At 66.1% G+C, this 23,423-nt stretch carries 14 protein-coding genes; 12 read left to right on the plus strand and 2 right to left on the minus strand.

Features of this window, described 5'->3' with window-relative positions; translation table 11 throughout:
* Positions 1-8 precede the first annotated feature (8 nt).
* Positions 9-1,979, plus strand: a complete 1,971-nt coding sequence (asnB, locus tag LQG66_RS35470; protein WP_231320766.1) for an asparagine synthase (glutamine-hydrolyzing) — start codon at positions 9-11, stop codon at positions 1,977-1,979.
* 1 nt (position 1,980) lies between these two features.
* On the opposite strand, the gene LQG66_RS35475 is transcribed toward asnB, so the two are convergent.
* On the minus strand, positions 1,981-2,943 hold the full coding sequence (locus LQG66_RS35475; RefSeq protein ID WP_231320768.1) for a lysylphosphatidylglycerol synthase transmembrane domain-containing protein: 963 nt from the start codon (positions 2,941-2,943) through the stop codon (positions 1,981-1,983).
* Between the two features lie 200 nt (positions 2,944-3,143).
* On the opposite strand from LQG66_RS35475, the gene LQG66_RS35480 reads away from it, so the two are divergent.
* The 6 genes from LQG66_RS35480 to LQG66_RS35505 all read left to right on the plus strand — a co-directional run bounded on the left by LQG66_RS35480 (position 3,144) and on the right by LQG66_RS35505 (position 13,777).
* Complete coding sequence (locus LQG66_RS35480; RefSeq protein WP_231320770.1) at positions 3,144-4,427, plus strand: nucleotide sugar dehydrogenase; 1,284 nt, start codon at positions 3,144-3,146, stop codon at positions 4,425-4,427.
* Between the two features lie 10 nt (positions 4,428-4,437).
* Positions 4,438-5,454, plus strand: coding sequence for an NAD-dependent epimerase (locus tag LQG66_RS35485; protein ID WP_231320772.1), 1,017 nt, complete (start codon positions 4,438-4,440; stop codon positions 5,452-5,454).
* 12 nt (positions 5,455-5,466) lie between these two features.
* Positions 5,467-6,879 (plus strand): mannose-1-phosphate guanylyltransferase/mannose-6-phosphate isomerase, encoded by a 1,413-nt coding sequence (locus LQG66_RS35490; RefSeq protein WP_231320774.1) that lies wholly within the window; start codon positions 5,467-5,469, stop codon positions 6,877-6,879.
* A 69-nt stretch (positions 6,880-6,948) separates the two neighbouring features.
* Positions 6,949-9,171, plus strand: coding sequence for an O-linked N-acetylglucosamine transferase, SPINDLY family protein (locus LQG66_RS35495; RefSeq protein ID WP_231320776.1), 2,223 nt, complete (start codon positions 6,949-6,951; stop codon positions 9,169-9,171).
* An 81-nt stretch (positions 9,172-9,252) separates the two neighbouring features.
* Complete coding sequence (locus tag LQG66_RS35500; protein ID WP_231320784.1) at positions 9,253-11,472, plus strand: O-linked N-acetylglucosamine transferase, SPINDLY family protein; 2,220 nt, start codon at positions 9,253-9,255, stop codon at positions 11,470-11,472.
* Between the two features lie 85 nt (positions 11,473-11,557).
* Positions 11,558-13,777 carry a tetratricopeptide repeat protein gene (locus tag LQG66_RS35505; protein WP_231320786.1) on the plus strand — a complete coding sequence of 740 codons (2,220 nt, stop codon included), beginning with the start codon at positions 11,558-11,560 and terminating at the stop codon, positions 13,775-13,777.
* Positions 13,778-13,790: 13 nt separating this feature from the next.
* Here LQG66_RS35505 and LQG66_RS35510 read toward each other — a convergent pair whose 3' ends face one another.
* Positions 13,791-14,495, minus strand: a complete 705-nt coding sequence (locus tag LQG66_RS35510; protein WP_231320795.1) for a DUF1223 domain-containing protein — start codon at positions 14,493-14,495, stop codon at positions 13,791-13,793.
* A 345-nt stretch (positions 14,496-14,840) separates the two neighbouring features.
* Between LQG66_RS35510 and LQG66_RS35515 the strand changes: the two genes are divergently transcribed.
* The 5 genes from LQG66_RS35515 (at position 14,841) to LQG66_RS35535 (ending at position 23,354) form a co-directional block, all read left to right on the plus strand.
* A complete protein-coding gene (locus tag LQG66_RS35515; RefSeq protein ID WP_231320803.1) occupies positions 14,841-15,851 on the plus strand; it encodes a Gfo/Idh/MocA family protein in 1,011 nt (336 codons plus the stop codon).
* A 54-nt stretch (positions 15,852-15,905) separates the two neighbouring features.
* Positions 15,906-17,057 carry a DegT/DnrJ/EryC1/StrS family aminotransferase gene (locus tag LQG66_RS35520; protein WP_231320805.1) on the plus strand — a complete coding sequence of 384 codons (1,152 nt, stop codon included), beginning with the start codon at positions 15,906-15,908 and terminating at the stop codon, positions 17,055-17,057.
* 1,625 nt (positions 17,058-18,682) lie between these two features.
* Positions 18,683-18,952: a hypothetical protein gene (locus LQG66_RS35525; RefSeq protein WP_231320807.1), complete on the plus strand. Its 270-nt coding sequence runs from the start codon at positions 18,683-18,685 to the stop codon at positions 18,950-18,952.
* A gap of 413 nt (positions 18,953-19,365) precedes the next feature.
* A complete protein-coding gene (murJ, locus tag LQG66_RS35530; RefSeq protein WP_231320809.1) occupies positions 19,366-20,895 on the plus strand; it encodes a murein biosynthesis integral membrane protein MurJ in 1,530 nt (509 codons plus the stop codon).
* A gap of 149 nt (positions 20,896-21,044) precedes the next feature.
* Positions 21,045-23,354, plus strand: a complete 2,310-nt coding sequence (locus LQG66_RS35535; RefSeq protein ID WP_231320811.1) for a xanthine dehydrogenase family protein molybdopterin-binding subunit — start codon at positions 21,045-21,047, stop codon at positions 23,352-23,354.
* Positions 23,355-23,423: the final 69 nt, after the last annotated feature.

The following is a 23,423-nucleotide window of genomic DNA, read 5'->3' on the forward strand; positions in this document are numbered from 1 at the left end:
GCGGCATCATGTGCGGCATAACGGGACTGCTGTGTCCGGGTGGAGCTGATGATGGTCGACTGAGCGGCATCGTCGACCGGATGACCACGGCGCTGGCGCATCGTGGGCCCGATGCCTCGGGCATCTGGACCCAGGCGGCTGCCGGCATTGCGTTCGGCCACCGCCGTCTGGCGATCCTCGATCTCTCCGAGGCCGGCGCGCAGCCGATGCACAGCGTGTGCGGACGCTATACCGTCACCTTCAACGGTGAGATCTACAATCATCTCGATGTCCGCGCCGAGCTGGAGGCATGCGGGGCGGCGCCGAACTGGCGCGGGCATTCCGACACCGAAACGTTGCTGGCCGCGGTCAGGCAATGGGGTGTCCAGCCGGCGCTTCAGCGGCTGATCGGCATGTTCGCCTTCGCGCTGTGGGACGCCGAGACGCGGCGGCTGACCCTGGCGCGCGACCGTTTCGGCGAGAAGCCGCTGTTCTATGGCTGGAGCGGCGCCGACCTTGTGTTCGGCTCGGAGCTGAAGGCGCTCGCCGCCCATCCCTCCTGGGCGCCTTCGCTCGATCGCGCGGCGCTGACCGCGTTCATGCGCTACTCCTATGTACCGGCGCCGGCCACGATCTGGAGCGGTGTGCGCAAGCTGCCAGCCGCGTCATTCGTGAGTGTTTCCGGCGACGCGGCGCCCGGCACCTGGCCGGAGCCGCAACCCTATTGGTCGCTGCGCGATCGTGTCGTCGCCGGCCAAGGCGACCGGATCAGCAATGATAGCGACGCCATCGAACGGCTGGAGCAGTTGCTCGCGGTCGCCGTGAAGCGGCAGTGCCTTTCGGATGTGCCGCTCGGCGCGTTCCTGTCCGGCGGCATCGACTCCTCGACCATCGTCGCCTTGATGCAGGCGCAGGCCAGCCGGCCGGTCCGCACCTTCAGCATCGGCTTTGCCGAAGGCGGCTACAACGAGGCCGAGGACGCCCGCAGGGTTGCGCAGCATCTCGGCACGGATCACACCGAGCTTTATGTCGACGCGCGGACCGCCATGGACGTGATCCCGAAGCTGCCGCGCATCTACGACGAGCCGTTCGCCGACTCCTCTCAGATCCCGACCCATCTCGTGGCTCAGCTGGCGCGCCAGCACGTCACGGTGGCGCTGTCGGGTGACGCCGGTGACGAGCTGTTCGGCGGCTACAACAGGCATGTCTGGGGTGGCGCGCTGCAGGCGCGTCTCGGTCACCTGCCGATGCCGGTGCGGCGGGCGATCGGCGCCGTGCTCAGCGCGATCGCGCCGGAGCCGGCTGATACGATCATCACGGCGCTGCAGCCTGTGCTGCCGGCCCGGTTGAGGGTCCGGCACGCCGGCGATCAGGTTGCCAAGCTCGGCCGAATCATCGCCGCCGACGGTTTTGAGGGCCTCTACCGGACACTGTGCTCGATCGACCACGATCCGGCCAGGACCGTGGTGGCAGGCGAGGAGCGCCCGAGCTGGGCCGGAGACGAGATGCGGCGGCTGACCGTGCAGCTCGATCGGCTCGACCGCATGACCCTTGCGGATTCCCTGAGCTATCTGAGCGACGACATCCTGCAGAAGGTCGATCGCGCGGCCATGGCTGTGGCGCTCGAAACACGCGTGCCCTTCCTCGACAAGGACGTCGTCGAATTCTCGACCAGGGTTCCCGCCGGCATGAAGGTGCGTGACGGCCGCGGCAAATGGCTGGTGCGGCAGGTGCTGTATCGCCACGTGCCGGCTGACATGATCGACCGGCCGAAGACCGGCTTCAGCATTCCGCTCGATGCCTGGCTGCGCGGGCCGCTGAAATCATGGGCCGCAGACTTGTTGTCTCCGGCGCGGCTGCAGCGGCAGGGCCTGTTCGATCCGGCACGGGTGACCCGCATGTTCGACGAGCATCTCAGCCGCCGCCACAATCATTCCTACTGGCTGTGGAACGTGCTGATGGCCGAGGCGTGGCACAACGAATGGGCGCCGGCCCGATAGCTCAATCTTCCACCGTCGCGGGAACGGTCATCTTGCCTGCGCTCTTTTCGGCGCTGAGAATCCAGACCAGGCCGCCCATGCCGCCGACGATGAAATAGACCGCGCCGAACAGGATCGAGACCACCGTTCCGTCGGCCGGCGCCAGCCCGGCATAGCCGAACGCGACCATCATGGTGGCCTCGCGCACGCCCCAGCCGGCGATCGAGATCGGCAGCATGGTGATCAGCATGATCGGCGGCGTCAGCAGGAACAGCTGCTCGAAGGCGGCAGGGGCCGCGATCGAGCGCACGGCGCACCAGGCGATGACGACGGCGAGCACGTGGATCGAGAGCGATAGCGCCGCGATCTTGGCGGCGGTGGTCCTGCCGAAGATCACCTTGCTCGCGATCACCGAGCACGCATAGACGTGGCGCGTCGGCCACCACGCCTTCATCCAGGCGGCGGGCAGATAGCCCATCGTGAGAAAGCCGACGCCGGCCGCCAGCGCCGCCGCGTCGACCGCCACCAGCGCGAGCCGCCCGTGCTCGTCTGCGATCATGCCATAGCTCCACGGCAGGCTGGCGACGATGATCAGCGCCAGCGCAATGAAGCCGACGGCGCGGTCGGTCAGGATCGAGTAGCTGGCCGCGCGCCAGCCGGCGCCGGTGCGGCCGATGAGCCACAGCCGCACGGCATCTCCACCGATCGAGGAGGGCAGCGTCTGGTTGAAGAAGGAGCCGATCATGTTGTAGCGGAACGCCTGCAGGTCGGTCAGCGGGGCGCCGCAGAGTGCGGAGATCTCGCGCCAGCGCAGGGCGCCGATGAAGATCTGCAACAGCGTGATGGCAACCGCCAGCACGATCCAGCCGATGCTGATCTGGCTGAGCCGTTCGCGGATCGCTGCAAAGTTGATCCCGCGCAGCGCGAGATAGAGCAGGGCGAGCGACACCGCGATCCGGAGGAGAAGAATCAAAAACGCACGCATGCCAGGTCGGCTTCGCTCTCGATTTGAAACGGTCCAAGCCGAGTGCGAGACGCGCAACTCCCCGTCCTGGCAAGATGACCGGACCTCTGACCGGGCGCACGCCGTCGCGGCGACCGACCCCTTGCAGTCCTGATGCCCCGGTGGCTAAACAGTCGCAGGGGTGGCGTCAATGGCCTCCGAAACGACCGGAATATCAATTTATGTCTCATGGCCGGAAGATTGCGGTAATAGGCCTTGGTTATGTCGGCCTGCCGGTCGCGGCTGCGTTCGCACGCGCGGGCTGTCCTGCCTTGGGATTTGACATCGATTCAGGACGGGTCGCCGAGCTGAGGGACGGAAAGGACCGGACCTGCGAGGTCGACACGGTCGATCTCAGGCGCCCGGGCCTGCGCTTCACCAGCGAGCCTGGTGACATGTCCACGGCCGATTTCTTCATCGTCACCGTTCCGACTCCGATCGACAGCGCGCGCCGACCTGACCTGAGCGCCATGCTGGCCGCGACGCGCACGGTGGGCGCGGTGCTGAAGCGCGGCGACATCGTGGTCTATGAGTCCACCGTGTACCCGGGCGCCGTGGAAGAAGACTGCGTCCCGCTGCTGGAAAGCTGCTCGGGGCTGAAGGCGGGCCGCGACTTCAACGTCGGCTATTCGCCGGAGCGCATCAATCCCGGCGACAAGACGCATCGTTTCGAGACCATCACCAAGGTCGTCTCGGCGCAAAATTCGGAAACGCTGCAGATCGTCGCCGACGTCTACGGATCGGTGGTCACGGCAGGGATCCATCGCGCGCCCTCGATCAAGGTGGCCGAAGCCGCGAAGGTGATCGAGAACACCCAGCGCGATCTCAACATCGCCTTCATGAACGAGCTCTCGCTGATCTTCCAGGCGCTCGAGATCGATACCGGCGATGTGCTGGCGGCGGCGGCAACCAAATGGAACTTCCTGCCGTTCACGCCCGGGCTGGTCGGCGGGCACTGCATCGGCGTCGATCCCTATTACCTCACCTATCGCGCCGAAAAGGCCGGCTATCATCCCGAGGTCATCCTGGCGGGACGTCGCATCAATGACGAAATGGGCCGGCGGATCGCGCGCGAATGCATCCGCGGGCTGCTGAAGCGCAGGGGACGCAGCGGCGTCGTCACCATCCTCGGCATGACCTTCAAGGAAAACGTGCCGGACATCCGCAACTCGCGCGTGATCGACATCATCAGCGAATTGCAGTCGTTCGGCGTCGAGGTGCAGGTCGCCGATCCCCTGGCCGATGCCGCGGCCGTTCACGAGGAATATGGCATCGGCCTCACGGCGATGGCAGCGCTGCGTCCAGCCGATGCGGTCGTGCTCGCCGTTTCGCACGATGAGTATCTCACCGGAGGCTGGCCTCTGGTGCAGGGCCTGCTGCGCGAGGAGAGCGGCCTCGTGCTCGACGTCAAGATGAAGCTCGACCGCGCGAGCAAACCGGACGCCATCGAACTGTGGCGACCCTGACGGAGCGACCATGGCAGACAACCCGATCCTCGTGACTGGCGCGGCCGGCTTCATCGGCTTTCATCTGACGCAGCGGCTGCTTGCCGAGGGACGCCAGGTCGTCGGCATCGACAACCTCAACAGTTACTACGATCCGAGACTGAAGGAAGCGCGTCTCGACATTCTGAAGACGCAGCCCGGATTCACCTTCCACAAACTGGATCTGGTCGATCGCGCCGGCATCAAGGCGCTGTTCGCCCAGCATCGCTTTCCCGCGGTGGTGCATCTCGCCGCCCAGGCGGGCGTGCGCTACTCGCTGGAAAATCCGCACGCCTATGTCGATGCCAATCTCGAAGGCTTCATCAACGTGCTCGAAGGCTGCCGGCACCACGGCTGCGAGCATCTGCTGTTCGCCTCGTCCTCGTCGGTCTACGGCGCCAACACCAAGCTGCCGTTCTCGGTCAGGGACAATGTCGATCATCCGATCAGCCTCTATGCGGCGAGCAAGAAGGCGAACGAGCTGATGGCGCATTCCTACAGCCATCTGTACCGGCTGCCGGCCACCGGCCTGCGCTTCTTTACCGTCTACGGCCCGTGGGGCCGGCCCGACATGGCGATGTTCATCTTCGCCAAGGCCATTTTGGCGGGGCAGCCGGTCAAGCTGTTCAATCATGGCAAGATGCAGCGCGATTTTACCTATGTCGATGACATCGTGCAGGCCATCGTCCGCCTGATCGGCCGCCCGCCGGCAGGTAATCCGAACTGGGACGGAAATAAGCCGGACCCGTCGAGCAGCCGGGCACCCTGGCGGATTTACAATATCGGCAACAATCACCCCGAACAGCTGACCGACGTGATATCGCTGCTGGAGAAGGAGTTCGGGCGGCCGGCCATCAAGGAGATGCTGCCGATGCAGCCCGGGGACGTCGAAGCGACCTATGCGGACGTGAGCGATCTCGAGCGTGACATCGGCTTTCGGCCGGCAACCGCGATCGCCGACGGTATCGCGCGGTTCGCGCGCTGGTATCGCGACTATCATCGGATTTGAGGGCCTCATTTCATGACCGGACGCATCATTCCTCTCATCATGTGTGGCGGCGCCGGAACCCGGCTCTGGCCGGCATCGCGCGAGGTCCGGCCGAAGCAGTTTCTGCCGCTGTTCGGCGCCCGTTCCACCTTCCAGGACACGCTGCTGCGTGTGTCGGATGCCGATCTGTTCGAGCGGCCGATCATCATCACCAACATGGCCTATCGCTTCATGGTGCTGGAGCAGCTGGCCGAAATCGGCATCGAGGCCGACGTGCTGCTGGAGCCGATGCGACGCGACTCCGGACCTGCGATCGCGGCCGGCGCTGCCTTTGCGCAGTCGCGCGATCAGGACGCGGTGGTGCTGGCGCTCGCCGCCGACCATGTCGTGCGTGATACCGCGGCCTTCCTCGACGCCTGCCGCGCCGGACTGACTGCCGCCGAGAGCGGGCGCATCGTCACCTTCGGCGTCAAGCCGGAACGTGCCGCCACCGAGTACGGCTATATCAGCCCGGGCTCGCCGGTATCCGGAGAGGTGCGGGCCGTCGCGAAATTCGTCGAGAAGCCGGATCAGCCGACTGCCGAGCGCTACATCCGCGAGGGCTATCTCTGGAACAGCGGCAACTTCATGTTCCGGGCCGGCGTCCTGCTCGACGAATACCGCAAGTATGATGCCGGCAGTGTGCAGACGGTGGCCGATGCGGTGACCAGGGCCGGGCGAGACCTCAGCTTCATCATCCTGGACTCCGACTCCTTCGCGGCGGCAAAGCCGATCTCGATCGACTACGCCGTGATGGAGAAGACCGAGCGCGCCGCCGTTGCGCCGGTGTCGTGCGGCTGGTCGGACGTCGGCTCCTGGCACGCGGTCTGGGAGCTGTCCGACAAGGACGCGCAGGGCAATGCCGCGCGCGGTATCGCAGTGTTCGAGGATTCCCGCAACTGCAACGTGGTCACCGACAAGGCGCTGGTCGCGCTCGAGGGCGTGGATGATCTCGTCGTGGTGGCTGCGCAGGATGCGATCCTGGTGTCGCGCCAGCGCGATGCCAATGGACTGAAGCGGCTGGTCGCGAGGTTGAAGACGGTCGCTCCGGAAGTCACCGAGGCTCACATCAAGGTGCATCGCCCCTGGGGCAGCTATCAGTCGGTCGACAATGGCGAACGGCACCAGGTCAAGCGCATCGTCGTCAAGCCGGGCCAGCGGCTGTCGCTGCAGAAGCACTATCACCGGTCCGAGCACTGGATCGTGGTGCGCGGGGCGGCGCGGGTCACCGTGAACGAGACCGTCAAGACCGTGCACGAAAACGAATCGATCTACATCCCGATGGGCGCGGTGCATCGGCTGGAGAACCCGGGCAAGATTCTCCTGGAGCTCATCGAGGTCCAGACCGGCTCGTATCTCGGCGAGGACGACATCATCCGGATCGAGGATGATTACCGCCGCGAGTAGGGCGGTGTATCGCCTCGAATCACGCGAGGCGTGCTAGATAGCCCCGGAGTCCTCCGCCGGAGAGCATCCTTGCAAAGCACGATCGGATCGCGCGCGTTCCAGAACGCGCGCATGCAGAAGAAGAACCGCAAGCAGGCCGATGGCCTGCTGCCGCAAGCCGTCACGGCCTACCGCGGCGGCCGGCATGCGGATGCACAGGCGGTCTGCGGACAGATCCTGGCGCTCGTGCCCGATCATTTCGAGGCCCTGCACCTTCTGGGCGCCTCCGCGCTCGACAGCGGCCGGCTCGATCTGGCCGAGCAGGCGCTGACCCGTGCCGTTGCGGTCGAGCCGCGCAATGCCGAGGCTCAGGCCAATCTCGGCCTCGTCCTCTCCAGCATGAAGCGCTACGAGGAAGCCCGCGCCGCCCAGGAGCGCGCCATCGCCTTGAAGCCGAATTTCGCAACCGCGCTGACCGGTCTCGGCAATACGTTCATGAACATGCGGCTGTTCGAGCAGGCGATCGAGGCGCATGACCGGGCCATCGCGGTCAAGCCCGATTTCGCCGACGCCTACTGTAACCGCGGCATGGCGCAGCTGCTTCTGCTGCGGAACGAAGAAGCGCGACAGAGCTTCGAGCGCGCCTTGGCGTTGGCGCCGCGGCACATGCAGGCGACCTTCGGCAAGGGGCTGGTCAGCATCAATCTGAGGCATTTCGACCAGGCTCTCGCAGCCTTCAACGCGGCGCTCGCCATGAAGCCGGGAACGGCCGCCGTGATCGCGCAGCGTGGCCGGCTCTACATCCAGATGGGACGGTTCAAGGAGGCCGAGGCGGATTTCGACGCCGCGCTGGCCACTGATCCGATGCTGGAGGCTGCGCTGCTCGGCAAGGCCCATGTCTGCGTGCTCACCGAACGGATCGCTCCGGCCATGGCCGCCTGCCAACGGGTGCTGGAGCACAATCCGGCGTCGGAGATCGCGCTGGTCTGGCTCGGCGCCTGTTTCGCCAAGCAGGGCGATACGGCCACCGCAATCCAGCACTTCGACCGCGCGCTCGAGATCAAACCGGATTTCGAGGACGCGATCATGAAGAAGATCTTCGCGCTCGATTTCTATCCCGAGGCGGATGTCGCCGTGCATCAGGCCGTCAGGCGCGAATGGTGGGACCGCATCGGCGCCCACATTCCGCAGCGGCAACTCGCGTCCGTCGACCGCGACGCAGGTCGGCGTATCACGATCGGCTATGTGTCGTCCGACTTCCGCAGCCATTCGGCGGCGCTGACCTTCCTTCCGGTGCTGCGCCATCACGACCACGGGGCCTTCGAGGTCATCTGCTATTCCTGCTCGCCGTTGGTGGACTCGGTGACGGACCAGTGCAAGGCGGTCGCCGATGGCTGGGTCGACTCATGGCAGTTGTCGGATGATGAGCTTGCCGATCGCATCCAGTCGGACCAGGTCGACATTCTCGTCGACCTCTCGGGTCATTCGGCCGGCAATCGCCTCACGGTGTTCGCGCGCAAGCCCGCTCCGATCCAGGTCACGGCTTGGGGCAACGCCACCGGCACCGGTCTGCCGACGATGGACTACTTCTTTTCCGATCCGGTCACGGTGCTGCCGGCCGTTCGGCCGCTGTTCGCCGAGCAGGTCTACGACCTGCCGGCGCTGATCACGACCGATCCGCTGCCGGGCGCGCAGCCGACGCCGCTGCCGATGCTGCGCAACGGCTACGTCACCTTCGGCGTCTTCAACCGCATCGACAAGATTTCCGATCACGTGCTTGCCGTCTGGTCGGCACTGCTCCGGGCGCTTCCCGATGCCCGCGTCGTGATCAAGAACGGCGCGCTGGACGACACATTCCTGCGTGACGGGCTGATCTCGCGCTTCGTCGCTCACGGCATCGGCGAGAGCCGGCTCACTTGTATGGGCGCATCGATGCGGCAGGAGCACATCGCAGCCTTCGCCGACATCGACATCTCGCTCGATCCGTTCCCGCAGAATGGCGGCGTGAGCACCTGGGAGTCGCTGCAAGCGGGTGTTCCGGTCGTCGCCAAGCTGGGCAACAGCTCGGCGTCGCGGGCCGGTGGCGCGATCGTCAAGGCGATCGGGCTCGACGATTGGGTTGCCGAGGACGATGACGGCTACATCGCGATCGCCCTGAGACATGCCGCGCAGCCCGCCGAGCTGGCGCGTGTCAGGGCGGAGCTGCCGGCGCGGGTTGCGAATTCTGCGGCGGGCAATGTCGAGACCTACACGCGCAAGGTCGAGGAAGGCTACCGGCAGTTCTGGCGCCGCTATTGCGCGGAAGCCGGCTGAGTGCCGCCTGCGGCTGCATCGAGCGAGGCTGCAACAAGTCCACTCTGTCGATCTACGCGTCACCCCCGGTGGAGGCCATCTGTGGCAAGCGATGTCGGTTCCCGCGCGTTTCAGAATGCGAGGCTTCAGAAGAAGCATCGCAAGCAGGCCGATGCGCTGATGCCCGCGGCCGTCGCCGCCTATCGCGGTGGTCGCCGGGCCGAAGCCCAGGCGATCTGCGGACAGATCCTGGCGCTGTTGCCCGACCATTTCGATGCCCTGCATCTGCTCGGCGTGTCGGCGCTCGACAGCGGCCAGCTCGATCTCGCCGAGCAGGCCCTGACGAAGGCGGTGGAAATCGAGCCGCGTCATGCCGAGGCGCTGTCCAATCTCGGCCTCGCGCTGTTCAACCGGAAGCGCTACGACGAGGCCCGCAAGGCTCAGGAGCGCGCGATCGCGCTGAAGCCTGCGCTCGTGGTCGCGCAGACCGGCCTTGGCAATACGCTGATGCGCCTGGGCCAGCCGGCCGAGGCGATCGTCGCTCACGACCGAGCGATCGCGCTGAAGCCTGATTACGCCGATGCCTATTGCAATCGCGGCATGGCGCTGCTGCCGCTCAACCGAAATGAGGACGCCAACCAGAGTTTCGATCGCGCGCTGTCGCTCAACCCGCGCCACATGGAGGCGATGTTCGGCAAGGGGCTGGCCAGCATCAACCTGCGTCACTTCAACGAGGCGCTCGCGGCCTTCGATGCCGCGCTCGCGATCAAGCCCGGCGCAGCGCAGGTGCTGGCGCAGCGCGGGCGGCTGCATCAGATCGCCGGGCGCTTCGACCAGGCGAGGGCGGATTTCGATGCCGCGCTGGCCGGTGATCCGATGCTGGAGATGGCGCTGCTCGGCAAGGCCCAGCTCGGCCATTTCAAGGACGTGGCGCAATCGGTGGATGCCTGCCGCAAGGTGCTGGAGCAGAACCCGCGCTCCGAGGATGCCTGGCTGTGGCTCGGCGTCTGCTACGGCAAGCAGGGCGAGGTCAGTGCTGCCGTCGCGCATTTCGACCGGGCCTTGGAGATCAGGCCCGACTTCGCGGAGGCGATGACCGCAAAGATCTTCACGCTCGAATTCATGCCCGATGCCGACTTCGAACTGCATCAGGCCGTCAGGCGCGAATGGTGGCAGCGGATCGGCAGCCACGTCGCCCGCAGACCGTTGCCGCCGCGCGATCTCGATCCGGAGCGGCGCCTCACCATCGGCTACGTCTCCTCGGATTTCAGGAATCACTCGGCCGCGCTGACCTTTCTGCCGGTGCTGAAGCATCACGACCGGCAGGATTTCCGCGTCGCCTGCTATGCCTGCTCGCCTGTCCAGGACGCCGTCACGGCGCAATTCCGTGCCTGCGCCGACCTCTGGGTGGATGCCTCGCAGATGTCCGACGACGAACTGGCCGATCGCATCGAGGCCGACGGCGTCGATATCCTGGTCGATCTCTCCGGCCACTCCGCCGGCAACCGTCTGCCGCTGTTTGCCCGCAAGCCCGCGCCGGTTCAGGTGACGGCGTGGGGCAGCGGCACCGGCACCGGCTTGCCGACCATCGACTACTTCTTTGCCGATCCGGTCACGGTGCCCGAGGCCACGCGGCATTTGTTCGCCGAGCAGGTCCATGATTTGCCCGCGGTGATCACCACGGAAGCCTTGCCGGGCGTGCAGCCGACGCCGCTGCCGATGCTGCGCAACGGCCACGTGACCTTCGGCGTGTTCAATCGGCTCGACAAGATCTCCGATCCGGCGCTGATGGTCTGGACGCGCATCATGCGAGAGCTGCCGGACTCGCGCATCGTGCTCAAGAGCGGCTCGCTCGACGATCCCCTGCTGCGTGACCGCCTGCTGGCCCGCTTCGCCGCGCAAGGCGTGACGCAGGAGCGCATCATTTGTCTCGGCTGGTCGACACGCGAGCAGCAGATCGCGCAGTTTGCTCTGGTCGATATCTCGCTCGACCCGTTCCCGCAGAATGGCGGCGTCAGCACCTGGGAATCGCTGCAGGCCGGCGTTCCCGTCATCGCCAAGCTCGGACGGAGCGCGGCGTCGCGCGCCGCCGGGGCCATCGTCACGGCGACAGGGCTCGGCGACTGGGTGGCCGAGGACGATGACGGCTACGTCGCGATCGCGTTGAAGCACGGAGCGGAGCCGGCCGAGCTGGCGAAGCTGCGGGCCGAACTGCCGGCAATGGTTGCCAACTCCGCGGCCGGCAATGTCGAGATCTACACGCGCAAGGTCGAAGAAGGCTATCGCCTGTTCTGGCGTCGGCATTGTGCCGGCGCCGGCTGAGTGCCGTCTGGTACGGCATGAAGCGGTGCCGGAGTTCAAGTCGGTCCATGCTGTAGGTTTTGCACGTCACCTGGGGAGGCCATCTTTGGCAAGCAATGTCGGGTCTCGCGCCTTCCAGAATGCGAGGCTTCAGAAGAAGCATCGCAAGCAGGCCGATGAGCTGCTGCCGCGCGCCGTCGCGGCCTATCGCGCCGGCCGGCCGGCCGAGGCGCAGGCGATCTGCGGTCAGATCCTGGCGCTGCTGCCCGACCATTTCGATACCCTGCATCTGCTCGGCGTGTCGGCACTTGATGGTGGCCAGCTCGATCTGGCCGAGCAGGCCTTGATCCAGGCCGTCGAGATCGAGCCGCGCAATGCCGAGGCGCTGTCCAATCTCGGCCTCGCGCTGTTCAACCGCAAACGCTACGAGGAGGCGCGCAAATGCCAGGAACGGGCGATCGCGCTGAAACCCAATCTGGTGGTCGCGCTCACCGGTCTCGGCAACACGCTGATGCGCCTGGGCCGGCCGGACGAGGCGATTGCGGCCCACGATCGGGCGATTGCGCTGAAGCCTGATTACGCCGACGCCTATTGCAACCGCGGCATGGCGCTGCTGCCGCTCAATCGCAATGCCGAGGCCAATCAGAGCTTCGATCGGGCGCTGTCGCTCAACCCGCGTCACATGGAGGCGATGTTCGGCAAGGGGCTGGCGAGCATCAACCTGCGTCATTTCAACGATGCGCTGGCGGCGTTCGATGCCGCGCTCGCGATCAGGCCCAGAGCCGTGCAGGTGCTGGCGCAGCGCGGCCGGCTGCAGCAGCAGGCCGGGCAGTTCGACCAGGCCAAGGCCGACTACGATGCGGCGCTGGCGCTCGATCCGCGGCAGGACGTGGCGCTGCTGGGGTTCGCCCAGTTGAGCGTGATCAAGAACAACATCGCGCCGGCGATCGACGCCTGCCGCAAGGTGCTCGAGCAGAACCCTGCGTCTGAAGTCGCCTGGACCTGGCTCGCTGAATGCTTCTCGAAGCAGGGCGATCTCGCCACGGCCTTGCAGCACGTCGAGCACGCGCTCGAGCTCAAGCCCGATTTCGGCGATGCGATCACCGCAAAGATCTTCCTGCTCGACTTCATGCCTGACGCCGACTTCGCCCAGCATCAGGCCGTCAGGCGGGAATGGTGGACCAGGATTGGCGCCCAGATCGCGCGCCGGCCACAGCCCTTGCGCGACCGCGATCCGGAGCGTCGGCTCACCATCGGCTATGTCTCGTCCGATTTCAGGACCCATTCGGCCGCCCTGGTGTTCCTGCCGGTGCTGCGCCATCACGATCACGAGGCGTTCAAGGTCGTCTGCTATTCCTGCTCGCCGCTGCGAGACGTGATGACGGAGCAATGCCGCGCTACAGCCGACGTCTGGGTCGATGCCTGGCAGATGTCCGACGAGGAGCTGACCGACCGCATCGAAACCGACCAGGTCGACATCCTGGTCGATCTCTCCGGCCATTCCGCCGGCAACCGTCTGCCGGTGTTTGCGCGCAAGCCCGCGCCGGTCCAGGTCACGGCCTGGGGCAGCGGCACCGGCACCGGCCTGCCGACCATCGATTATTTCTTTGCCGATCCGGTGACGGTGCCCGAGCCTGCGCGGCACCTGTTTGCCGAGCGGGTCTACGACCTGCCGGCGGTGATCACCACCGATCCGCTGCAGGGATGGCAGCCGACGCCGCTGCCGATGCTGCGCAACGGCCATGTGACCTTCGGCGTGTTCAACCGGATCGACAAGATCTCGGAGCCTGCGCTGACGCTGTGGTCCCGGCTGATGAGCGCGCTGCCGGACTCCCGGATCGTGATCAAGAATGGCGCGCTCGATGATCCCTTCCTGCGCGACGGTCTCGTCGCCCGTTTCGTGGCGCATGGCATCGCGCAGGAGCGCATCACCTGCCTCGGCCTGTCGACGCGCGATCAACACATCGCGCAGTTCGCAGACATCGACATGTCGCTCGACCCGTTCCCGCAGAATGGCGGCGTCAGCACCTGGGAATCGCTGCAGGCGGGGGTGCCCGTCGTCGCCAAGCTCGGTCTCAGCGCGGCCTCGCGCGCGGCCGGAGGCATCGTCAAGGCGGTCGGCCTGCACGACTGGGTAACCGAGGACGATGACGGCTACATCGCCATCGCCATGGAGCAGGCCGCGCAGCCAGCCGAGCTGGCGAAGCTGCGGGCGGAGCTGCCGGCGATGGTCGCAAGCTCCGCCGCCGGCAATGTCGAGACCTATGCGCGCAAGGTCGAGGAGGGCTATCGCCTGTTCTGGCGCCGCTTCTGCGCGTCCGCCTGACAGGCGGCCAAGGCTACAGGCGCGCGGCACCGACGATGCGTCCATCCGCGGCTTCGAGGATCACGGCGGCATCCTCGCCCTCCGGCATCGGCTCGGTGAGGCGCAGCGCGGCGCCGCTCCAATCGGCGAGCGCGCGGACGGAGCGGACCACGTTCAGCTCCTCCAGCTTCCGGCCGCTATTCTCGCCGCGACCGATCGCCGTCTCATGCCGATGGTCGAACCCGACCAGCAGAGCGCGTCCGCGACCCTCGCCGCCGCCGATCTCCACGCTGATCTGGTTGCCGTTGCGGGCGAGCTTGATGGTCGCCGCAGTCGACCGCGCGCCTCGGGCGCGGTCGATCGCCGGTCCGACCTCGGCCCGGTTGGAGCCGACATGACTCGTCTTGCCGTCGACGACGATCTCCGGCGTGTAGGAACCGTCGCCGAAGCGGCTGCCATAGCGCGCCTGGCGATCGGTCGCCGCGGCCAGTGAGAACGGATCCTTCCAGCCGAGCCGGTCCCAATAGGTGACGTGGAAGGCCAGCGGCAGCACATCGCGCTGCTGCCGCACCAGCTCGTTCAGATAGGCATTTGCAGGTGGGCAGGACGAGCAGCCTTGCGAGGTGAACAACTCGATCACCACCGGGCGCTCGCCGGCGGTCGCGGGCAACGGCGTGGCGCCGAGGGAGACGAGGGCCACAGCGGACGTGAAAGCGAGTGATGCGAGGCGTGCGATCATGGGATCCTCCAGCGATCTGGTAAGAGGTCCTTCGCCGGTCGGATCCACCGCGTTACCTTCCTCACGTGACGCACACGCAGGCGTGAAGACGGCTCGACCATTGTGGCCATGATCTGTCGCGATGCGTGAACGGGGCGCTCGCCACACGCGAAGGCCGCGCCGCAGGCCCTTCAAAATACTTCGTTTTTCGTTCTCTTCGGATGTAACTTTCTGAATCAAATCGTGTCCTGAAAAGGGTTTCCGCATTCGCCTCGCTTGAGGTGGCGTGCTAGGAGAGCTTCGACCGGCTGATTTGCAGTTCGTTAACTGTTGAGGCCAATCCGGGACATCGATGGGGTCGCTGACATGAGTTCGAAGGGGGCGGGCCACAAGGCCGAGATGAGGCAGGCGCTGCGGGTCGGCGTGATCGGAGCCGGCGTGATGGGCAGCAACCATGCCCGCGTGCTCGCCGGACTGCCCGACGTCCACCTCGTCGGCGTCGTTGACCCGCTGCCGGCGCATCGCAGCCGCGTCAACGAGCTTGCGAACTGCGCGACCTTCGAGACCCTCGATGAGCTCGTGTCCGAGGGCGTCGACGCGGTCACCATCGCCGCTCCGACGCATCTGCATCATGAGCTTGCGCTCGCCTGCATCGCGCGCAAGGTGCACCTGATGGTCGAGAAGCCGATCGCCTCCACGGTGGATGAGGGCAAGGAGATCGTCTCGGCCGCGCATCGCGCCGGCGTCACCTTGATGATCGGCCATGTCGAGCGCTTCAACCCGGCGGTGGCCGCGATCAAGAAGGCGATCGCGGGCGAGGACCTCCTGTCGATCGCCATCACCCGCGTCGGCCCGTTCCCGCCGCGCATGTCGAACGTCGGCGTCGTCATCGATCTCGCCGTGCACGACATCGATCTCATCCGCTGGTTCACCGAATCCGACATCATCGAGGTGCAGCCGCAGCTGTCGAGCGCGGTGGCCGAGCGCGAGGACATCGCGCTGCTGCAGTTCCGCACCGCCTCCGGCGTGCTCGCTCACATCAACACCAACTGGCTGACGCCGTTCAAGGCGCGCAACGTGACAGTGGCGACGCGCGGCAAGTACATCATGGGCGATCTGCTGACGCGCCAGGTCACCGAATGCTTCGGCTTCAAGCCGGACGGCAGCTACTCGATGCGCCATCTGCCGGTCGGTCACGACGAGCCGCTGCGCGCCGAGCTGATCGCCTTCCTGCACGCGGTGCGCTCGGGCACGTCCCCGGCCGTCACCGGTGACGAGGGCGTTGCGAGCCTCGCGATCGCCACGCAGTGCCTGGAGACTTCGAGCCATCGTCCGGCCGAGGCAGCCGCGCGCAAGCTGCGCGCTGCCGCTGGTTGACGCCGGCCTGTCCTTCGCCCGATGTCCACTTCCCAATCCGTAGTAGCATCCGCCATGAATCAGCATCTGCGTCAGCAGCCCATCCCGTTCATCGACACCGCCGCGCAGCGCCAGCGGCTCGGCAAGTCGCTCGACGACGCCGTCGCCCGCGTGCTCGCGCATTGCCAGTTTCTCGGCGGCCCCGAGATCATCCAGCTCGAAGCCGAGCTCGCAGCGTTCTGCGGCGCCAAATATGCCGTGAGCTGCTCGAGCGGCACCGATGCGCTGTTGATGGTGCTGATGGCGCAGGGCATCGGGCCCGGAGATGCCGTGCTGTGCCCGTCCTTCACGTTCTGTGCGACCGGCGAGGCGGTCGCGCTCACCGGCGCTACGCCTGTGTTCGTCGACGTGCTGGAGGAGACCTTCAACATCGATCCGGCCTCGCTGCGCCGTGGCATCGCCACCGCCCGCAGGCTGGGCCTCAAGCCCAAGGCCGTGATCCCGGTCGACCTGTTCGGGCAGAGCGCGGACCATGATTCGGTTGCCGCGATCGCTGCGGACGAAGGAATGTTCGTGCTCGACGACGCCGCGCAGGGCTTTGGCGCCAGCTACAAGGGCCGCCGCATCGGCACCTTCGGGCTCGCCACCGCCACCAGCTTCTATCCGGCCAAGCCGCTCGGCTGCTTCGGCGACGGCGGCGCCATCCTCACCGACGATGCCGGCCTGGCGGAGCGCCTGCGCAGCGTGCGCGCCCATGGCGGCGGCACCGACAGATACGACAACGTCCGCCTTGGCCTCACCGCGCGGCTCGACACCATCCAGGCGGCCATCCTGATCGAGAAGCTCAGGATTTTCGAGGACGAGATCGCGGCGCGCGATGTGGCGGCGGCGCGTTACACCAAGGGCCTTGCCGACGTCGTCAACGTGCCTCGCCTTGCGGACGGCTGCACCTCGGTCTGGGCGCAATACACCATCCGCCTGCCCAGGGGCGTCGGACGTGACGACTTCGCCGCGGCGCTGAAGGCGCAGGGCATTCCGACCGCGATCTACTACCCGAAATCGATGCACCAGCAGACGGCCTACCGGATCTTCCCGAGCGCCGACGGCGGCCTGCCGGTCAGCGAGCAGCTGTCCAGCGACGTCATCAGCCTGCCGATGCACGCCTATCTCGACGAGGCGACCCAGGCGCGGATCATCGACGTGGTCCGCGGCGCGGTCCAGGCCTGAGGTCTCACGCATTGCTGAGCTGACCGCGCACGCGATCTGGCTCACTCGATCTCGGTCTCACTTGGCCGCGCTCTCCCCATGACGAAAGCGCGGCCGCAAGTGATATGCCCCGCCGGCAATCCCAACTGACAATGTCGTCCCGGCGAACGCCGGGACCCATACCGCGTGATGCCTGAAACGGGCAGGCGGCGCATTCCGCGCCCCATCGTCTGCACGGCATATGGATCCCGGATCGGCGCCCGCCGCCGCGCTGCGTCGGCGGACTTGTCCGGGATGACGGCGAAGTGTGGAGCGGGCATCTTTCTACCGACTTCTCCCACTGGCTTTGTCCTGGCGAATGCTGCCAATGGTCACCCGCGCGGCGTGAGATCGGTCTATCCTCCGTCATTGCGAGCGAAGCGAAGCAATCCAGGGCTGCGCGTGCGGCCCTGGATTGCTTCGTCGCTTCGCTCCTCGCAATGACGGTGGCGAGACATGTGTTCCCTTTCTCGCGGCGCCTTTCGCGTCCGAGCTTTGCCGATGGACCTACCCTCTCCAAACAGAGGGCACGGGGAATGCCGGGCGCTGGCCGCACCCATGGCCCGCCAGCTGAAAAAAATGCTGGCGGCAGGAACCACAGGTTCAGCCGAGAACACCCGGCATTCCCCGCGCAATGGTTGGAACGGCTGCTTCGCGTTCTCCCCGGTGCTCCGGGCTTTTTGGCCACCGTCATCGGCACCGCGCGCCTTGCGCATCAGCACCAACTTGGCATCAGCGTCGGGATGCCAGGACCACGCGACTTGACCGTGCGCATCGTTGCCGTTCGTCGGCGCGGACAAAACCACGCTGCAGCATCGACACGCCCACCGCATCCCGCCTCAACGTCCGTGACGACCGCGAAGCGCCCCTCTGATCGAGACGGGATGCGGATATACAATCATGATTTCTGGTAAAAAGAAATAGTTTTTTTTTCCGAAGCGAGTGAATGAGAGGATGTGCTTGGGCCGGCTCGCGAAATGAGTCCTTGGGGGCGGTCCCGACGGCGCCAATCGGAAGACCATCGCGTAAGGGATTGGCGTCGTCCGCCGTCTTGGCGCTATTGTCGGCGATCTGATGACATCGTCGATGTGTTCGAGCCGGGCGTGGCGGATGACGCTGCGCTCATCCGCCCAGCGGGCTAGCCTCGTCGCCAAACTTGAGGACGTTCATGCCAAAGAGAATGACGCTGAAGTTGCTCGACGCTTTCGCAGATCAATCATGGTCCTATGAAACCTTCTCGCCCGACGGCCGATGGCATCTGGTCTGCCCGCATTGTCGTGCGATCGTTCTGCTCTTCGAGGGCCTCTCACCGGTGGACAGGGGCGAAATCGCGCGCTTGCATCATGCGAATTCAGCCGAGGCGATCAAGATGCTCACGCGCGTGTCGGGGGGTGACGTTCATCAGGCGAAGGCCAACGTCCTTCATATGCGGGACGCCGAGTCACGGTGTCACAACTGCAAGCAAGAGATCCCAAGAGGGGCCTTGCTCTGCAGTCGGTGTATGGCGGTCAATCTGGATTGGTGACCGCGCGCGGCGGATCAGGCCGTGCTGATCCTCCCCACCGGCTGCCATCCGCATCATAATTTCAGAACGAGAGCAACGCGCAATGTATTCGACGGTCAAGACGCTTGAAAGCATCAATGGCCGCGAGCGCGTGCTAATTTTGCGCCGACCAGATGGAGCTTATACGTATCAAAGGCAGTGGTTGTCGGCGAGCTTGCCCAATGACGATCCGGACAGCCCCATCATTCTTGCGGGCGAGCAACTCGAAGGCGAATGGGGACCGCCGGGTCCCGATTGCGGAATCTATGACACTGCAGAGACAGCCGAGAACGAGGCGCGAGGGCTTGTGCCGTGGTTGGCGGACGTTCGTTAAAGCCAACCAGCGCCGGTTTGGAGATGCGGCATCTGTCGGTGTTCGCGCCGGGCGCGACGGATGACACTTCGCTCATTCGTCGCATGTAGTGCCCAATGAGTTACTCCGTCATGCCCGGGCTTGTCCCGGGCATCCACGTCGTACAGAGAGTGCCGAACGACGTGGATGGCCGGGACAAGCCCGGCCATGACGACTGGAAGCAGACGGGCGCAAAATGTGGAGCGCCATAGGGCGAAAGCCTGCTGCAAGTGGGGGAAGGTTTCCAGCCGGCGCCCGCGGGCCTCAGAAAATGCATTCCAGCCGTTGCCTCCAGCGGGACGGGGGGACGCGACCGGGGCGCCGCATTTTAGCCGCAAGCAACGCGAGCAGACGTTCCGCTTCAAACTAGCCCCTCGATGCTCTAGAAGCCCCCCATGCTCGGACGTATTTTCACTGTCGGCGGCTATACGCTGCTGTCTCGGCTCACCGGCTTTGCCCGCGACATCATGCTGGCGGCGATTCTTGGCGCCGGGCCGGTGGCGGACGCGTTTTTCGTCGCGTTCCGGCTGCCCAACCATTTTCGCGCGATCTTCGCCGAGGGGGCGTTCAACGCCGCTTTCGTGCCGGCCTATGCGCATGTCCATGGCGAGAAGGGGCCGGCCTCGGCGAGCCTGTTTGCCGACCGCATCTTCACGCTGCTGCTGGCGTCGCAGGTGGTGCTGCTGATCCTGGCCTGGCTGTTCATGCCGCAGGCGATGACGTTGCTGGCGCCGGGCTTCGGCGACGACCCGGCGCAGCGGGAACTGGCGATCACGCTGACGCGCATCACCTTTCCCTATCTGCTGCTGATCACGCTGGTGACGCTGTATGGCGGCATGCTCAACGTGATGCAGCGCTTCGCCAGCGCAGCCGCCGCCTCGATCTTCCTCAATCTCGCGATGATGGCGACCCTGGCGCTCGCGGCGTTCTTCCCCAATGCCGGGCATGCCGCGGCCTGGGGCGTGCTGATCTCCGGCTTCCTGCAGTATGTCCTGCTGGCCGGCGATCTCGCCCGCCATGGCGGCCTGCCGCGCTTTGCGCCGCTGAAGCTCGATGAGGACATCCGCGCCTTCTTCCGGGCGCTGGGACCGGCCACGCTGGGCTCGATGGGGACGCAGGTCGCGATGTTCGCCGACACCATCATCGCGACCTTCCTGCCGGCCGGTGCGCTGTCGGCGCTGTACTACGCCGACCGGCTCAACCAGCTGCCGATCGGGGTGATCGGCATCGCCATCGGCACCGTGCTGCTGCCGGAGATGTCGCGGCGGCTCACCGCGAACGATCATGACGGCGCCATGGAGCAGCAGCGCCGCGCCTTCGACTTCACGCTCTTGTTCTCGGTCCCCTTCGTGGCGGCCTTCCTGGCGGTGCCCGACGTCATCACGCGCGCGATGTTCGCGCGCGGCGCCTTCACTAGGGGGGATGCGGCGGCGGCCGGCGCGACGCTGGCGGCCTATGCGGTCGGCCTCATTCCCTTCGTGATGATCCGCAGCGCGGTGTCCACCTTCTACGCGCGCAAGGACACGGCGACCCCGGTCAAGGCGTCGCTCACCGGCCTCAGCGTCAACGTGCTGCTGAAGGTGCTGCTGATGGGCTCGCTGGCCCAGGTCGGCCTGGCGCTGGCGACGGCGGTGGGGGCGTGGATCAATCTGCTGCTGGTGCTCGGCTTTGCCGTGCACAAGGGCTATCTCCGCTTCGATCGGCGGCTCACCTCGTCGCTGCTCAAATTCGCCGGCACCGGCGTGGTGCTCGCGGCTGCGCTGTGGCTGACCGCTCGCTACGGCGCAGGCCATCTCGCAGTCCTCGGCCGCATGCAGGACGAGGCGCTGCTCGGCGTGCTGATCGTGGTCGGGGCCGTCATCTATGCGGGCGCGATCCTCGCGCTGTTCGGCCCGCGCTGGCTCAAGGTGCTCGTGCGGCGTTGATCCGTTGCAGTGCGGCATGAGGCCGCGGCCCACGCTGGCCGAGAGTTGACCACTCGTTTTCCGGCGCCGACCATATGGCGTTTGCGCGGGTCGTCGATCCGCTGCAATATGGCGCCAATATCGCCAAAGCGAAGCGGGAAGTGAAACAGATGGCTGCTCCAATCAAGTTCGGCGTCGGACAAAGCGTTCTCCGGAAAGAGGATGACGCGCTGATTCGCGGCAAGGGCCGCTATACCGACGATCTCGCGCCATCGGCCGCTTTGCATGCGCTGGTGCTGCGCTCGCCGCACGCGCATGCCAAATTCACCATCGATGTCGCTGCGGCGCGGCTGCTGCCGGGCGTGGCGCTGATCCTGACGGCGGAGGACACCGCGGAACTTGGCGGGCTGCCCTGCCTGTTCAACCTGGAAACCGATCCGTTCACCGCGCCTGTTTATCCGATCCTCGCCAAGGACGAGGTGCGTCACGTCGGCGATGCCATCGCCTTCGTCGTCGCCGACACGCTCGATCATGCGCGCGATGCGTTGGAGGCGATCCAGGTCGCGTGGACGACGCTGCCGGCGGTCACCGGCGTCGTCAATGCGATCAAGTCCGACGCGCCGCAGGTGTGGGCCGAGCACAAGGGCAACGTGCTGTTCGACGTCTCGATCGGCGACAAGGCCGCGGTCGAGGCCGCCTTTGCGAAAGCGCATGCGGTGGCCGAGATCCGCATCGTCAATCCGCGCGTGGTGGCGAGCTTCATGGAGACGCGCGCCGCGGTCTGCGAATACGACGTCAAGCGCGACCATCTGACCTTGACGGCCGGCAGCCAGGGCAGCCACCGCCTGCGCGACATTCTGTGCCAGAACGTCCTGAAGATCCCGACCGAGAAGATGCGGGTGATCTGCCCCGATGTCGGCGGCGGCTTCGGCACCAAGCTGTTCCCCTACCGCGAATACGCGCTGCTGGCGGTCGCGGCGCGCCGCCTGCGCAAGTCGGTGCGCTGGGCGGCCGATCGCTCCGAACATTTCATGGGCGACGCCCAGGGCCGCGACAACGTCACCACAGCGAAGATGGCGCTGGCCCCGGACGGCAAGTTCCTGGCGATGGATGTCGATCTGATGGGCGACATGGGCGCCTATCTCTCGACCTTCGCGCCCTATATCCCGCATGGCGGCGCCGGCATGCTGCCGGGGCTCTACGACGTCCAGGCGTTCCACTGCCGGGTGCGCACCATCTTCACCCACACCGTTCCGGTCGACGCCTATCGCGGCGCGGGCCGCCCCGAAGCTGCCTACGTCATCGAGCGCCTGGTCGATGCCTGCGCGCGCAAGCTCGATCTGAGCGTCGATGCCGTCAGGCGCAAGAACTTCATCGCGCCGCGCGCGCTGCCCTACAAGACCGCGACCGGCAAAGTGTATGACTCCGGCGACTTCAACGCGCATCTCAAGCGCGCGATGGAGATCGCCGAGTGGAAAGAGTTTCCGAAGCGCGCCAAGGCGGCCAAGAAGAACGAGCTGATCCGCGGCATCGGGCTCGCGAGCTATGTCGAGGTCTGCGGCGTGATGGGCGAGGAGACCGCTAATGTGCGGCTCGACCCCAACGGAGACGTCACCATCCTGATCGGCACGCAGTCGAGCGGGCAGGGCCACCAGACCGCCTATGCCCAGATCGTCGCCGAGCAGTTCGGCCTTGCGCCGGAGCGCGTGCACATCCACCAGGGCGATACCCAGGAGATCGCGACCGGCCTCGGCACCGGCGGCTCGGCCTCGATTCCCTCGGGCGGCGTCAGCGTGCAGCGCGCCACCCATGAGCTCGGCGACAAGCTCAAGCAGATCGCCGCCGAGGCGCTGGAAGCAGGGCTGGGCGATCTCGAGATCGCCGACGGGCGGGTGCGGGTGGCCGGCACCGACCGCACGATCTCTTTCGCCGATCTCGCCAAGCGTCCCGGCGTCGATCCCGCCAAGCTCAACGGCAGTGCCACCTTCGCCAGCGCCGACGGCACCTATCCGAACGGCACGCATGTGGCGGAGGTCGAGATCGATCCCGCGACCGGCATCATCAAGGTCGTGAACTACGTCATCGTCGACGATTTCGGCGTGACGCTGAATCCGCTGCTGCTGGCCGGCCAGGTGCACGGCGGCGCGGTGCAGGGCATCGGCCAGGCGCTGATGGAGCAGGTGGTCTACAGCAACTCCGATGCGCAGCTGGTGACCGGCAGCTTCATGGACTATGCGCTGCCGCGCGCGGCCGATGCGCCGTCCTTCACCTTCGAGACCCACAACGTGCCCTGCAAGACCAATCCGATGGGCGTCAAGGGCGCCGGCGAAGCGGGCGCGATCGGCTCATGTCCGGCCGTGGTCAACGCGATCGTCGAGGCACTCTGGCGCGAGTACAAGATCGATCACATCGACATGCCGGCGACCCCCGAGCGCGTGTGGATCGCGATCCGGGAGCAGCATCGCCGTCATAGTCTCTGACTAGTCTTCGCGGGGATCTCCGATATCCGCCTCAATTCCGGAATAACCCCCCGGAGTTGGGGTTGACTG

The organism is Bradyrhizobium ontarionense (genome assembly GCF_021088345.1).
GTDB classification, from domain to species: domain Bacteria; phylum Pseudomonadota; class Alphaproteobacteria; order Rhizobiales; family Xanthobacteraceae; genus Bradyrhizobium; species Bradyrhizobium ontarionense.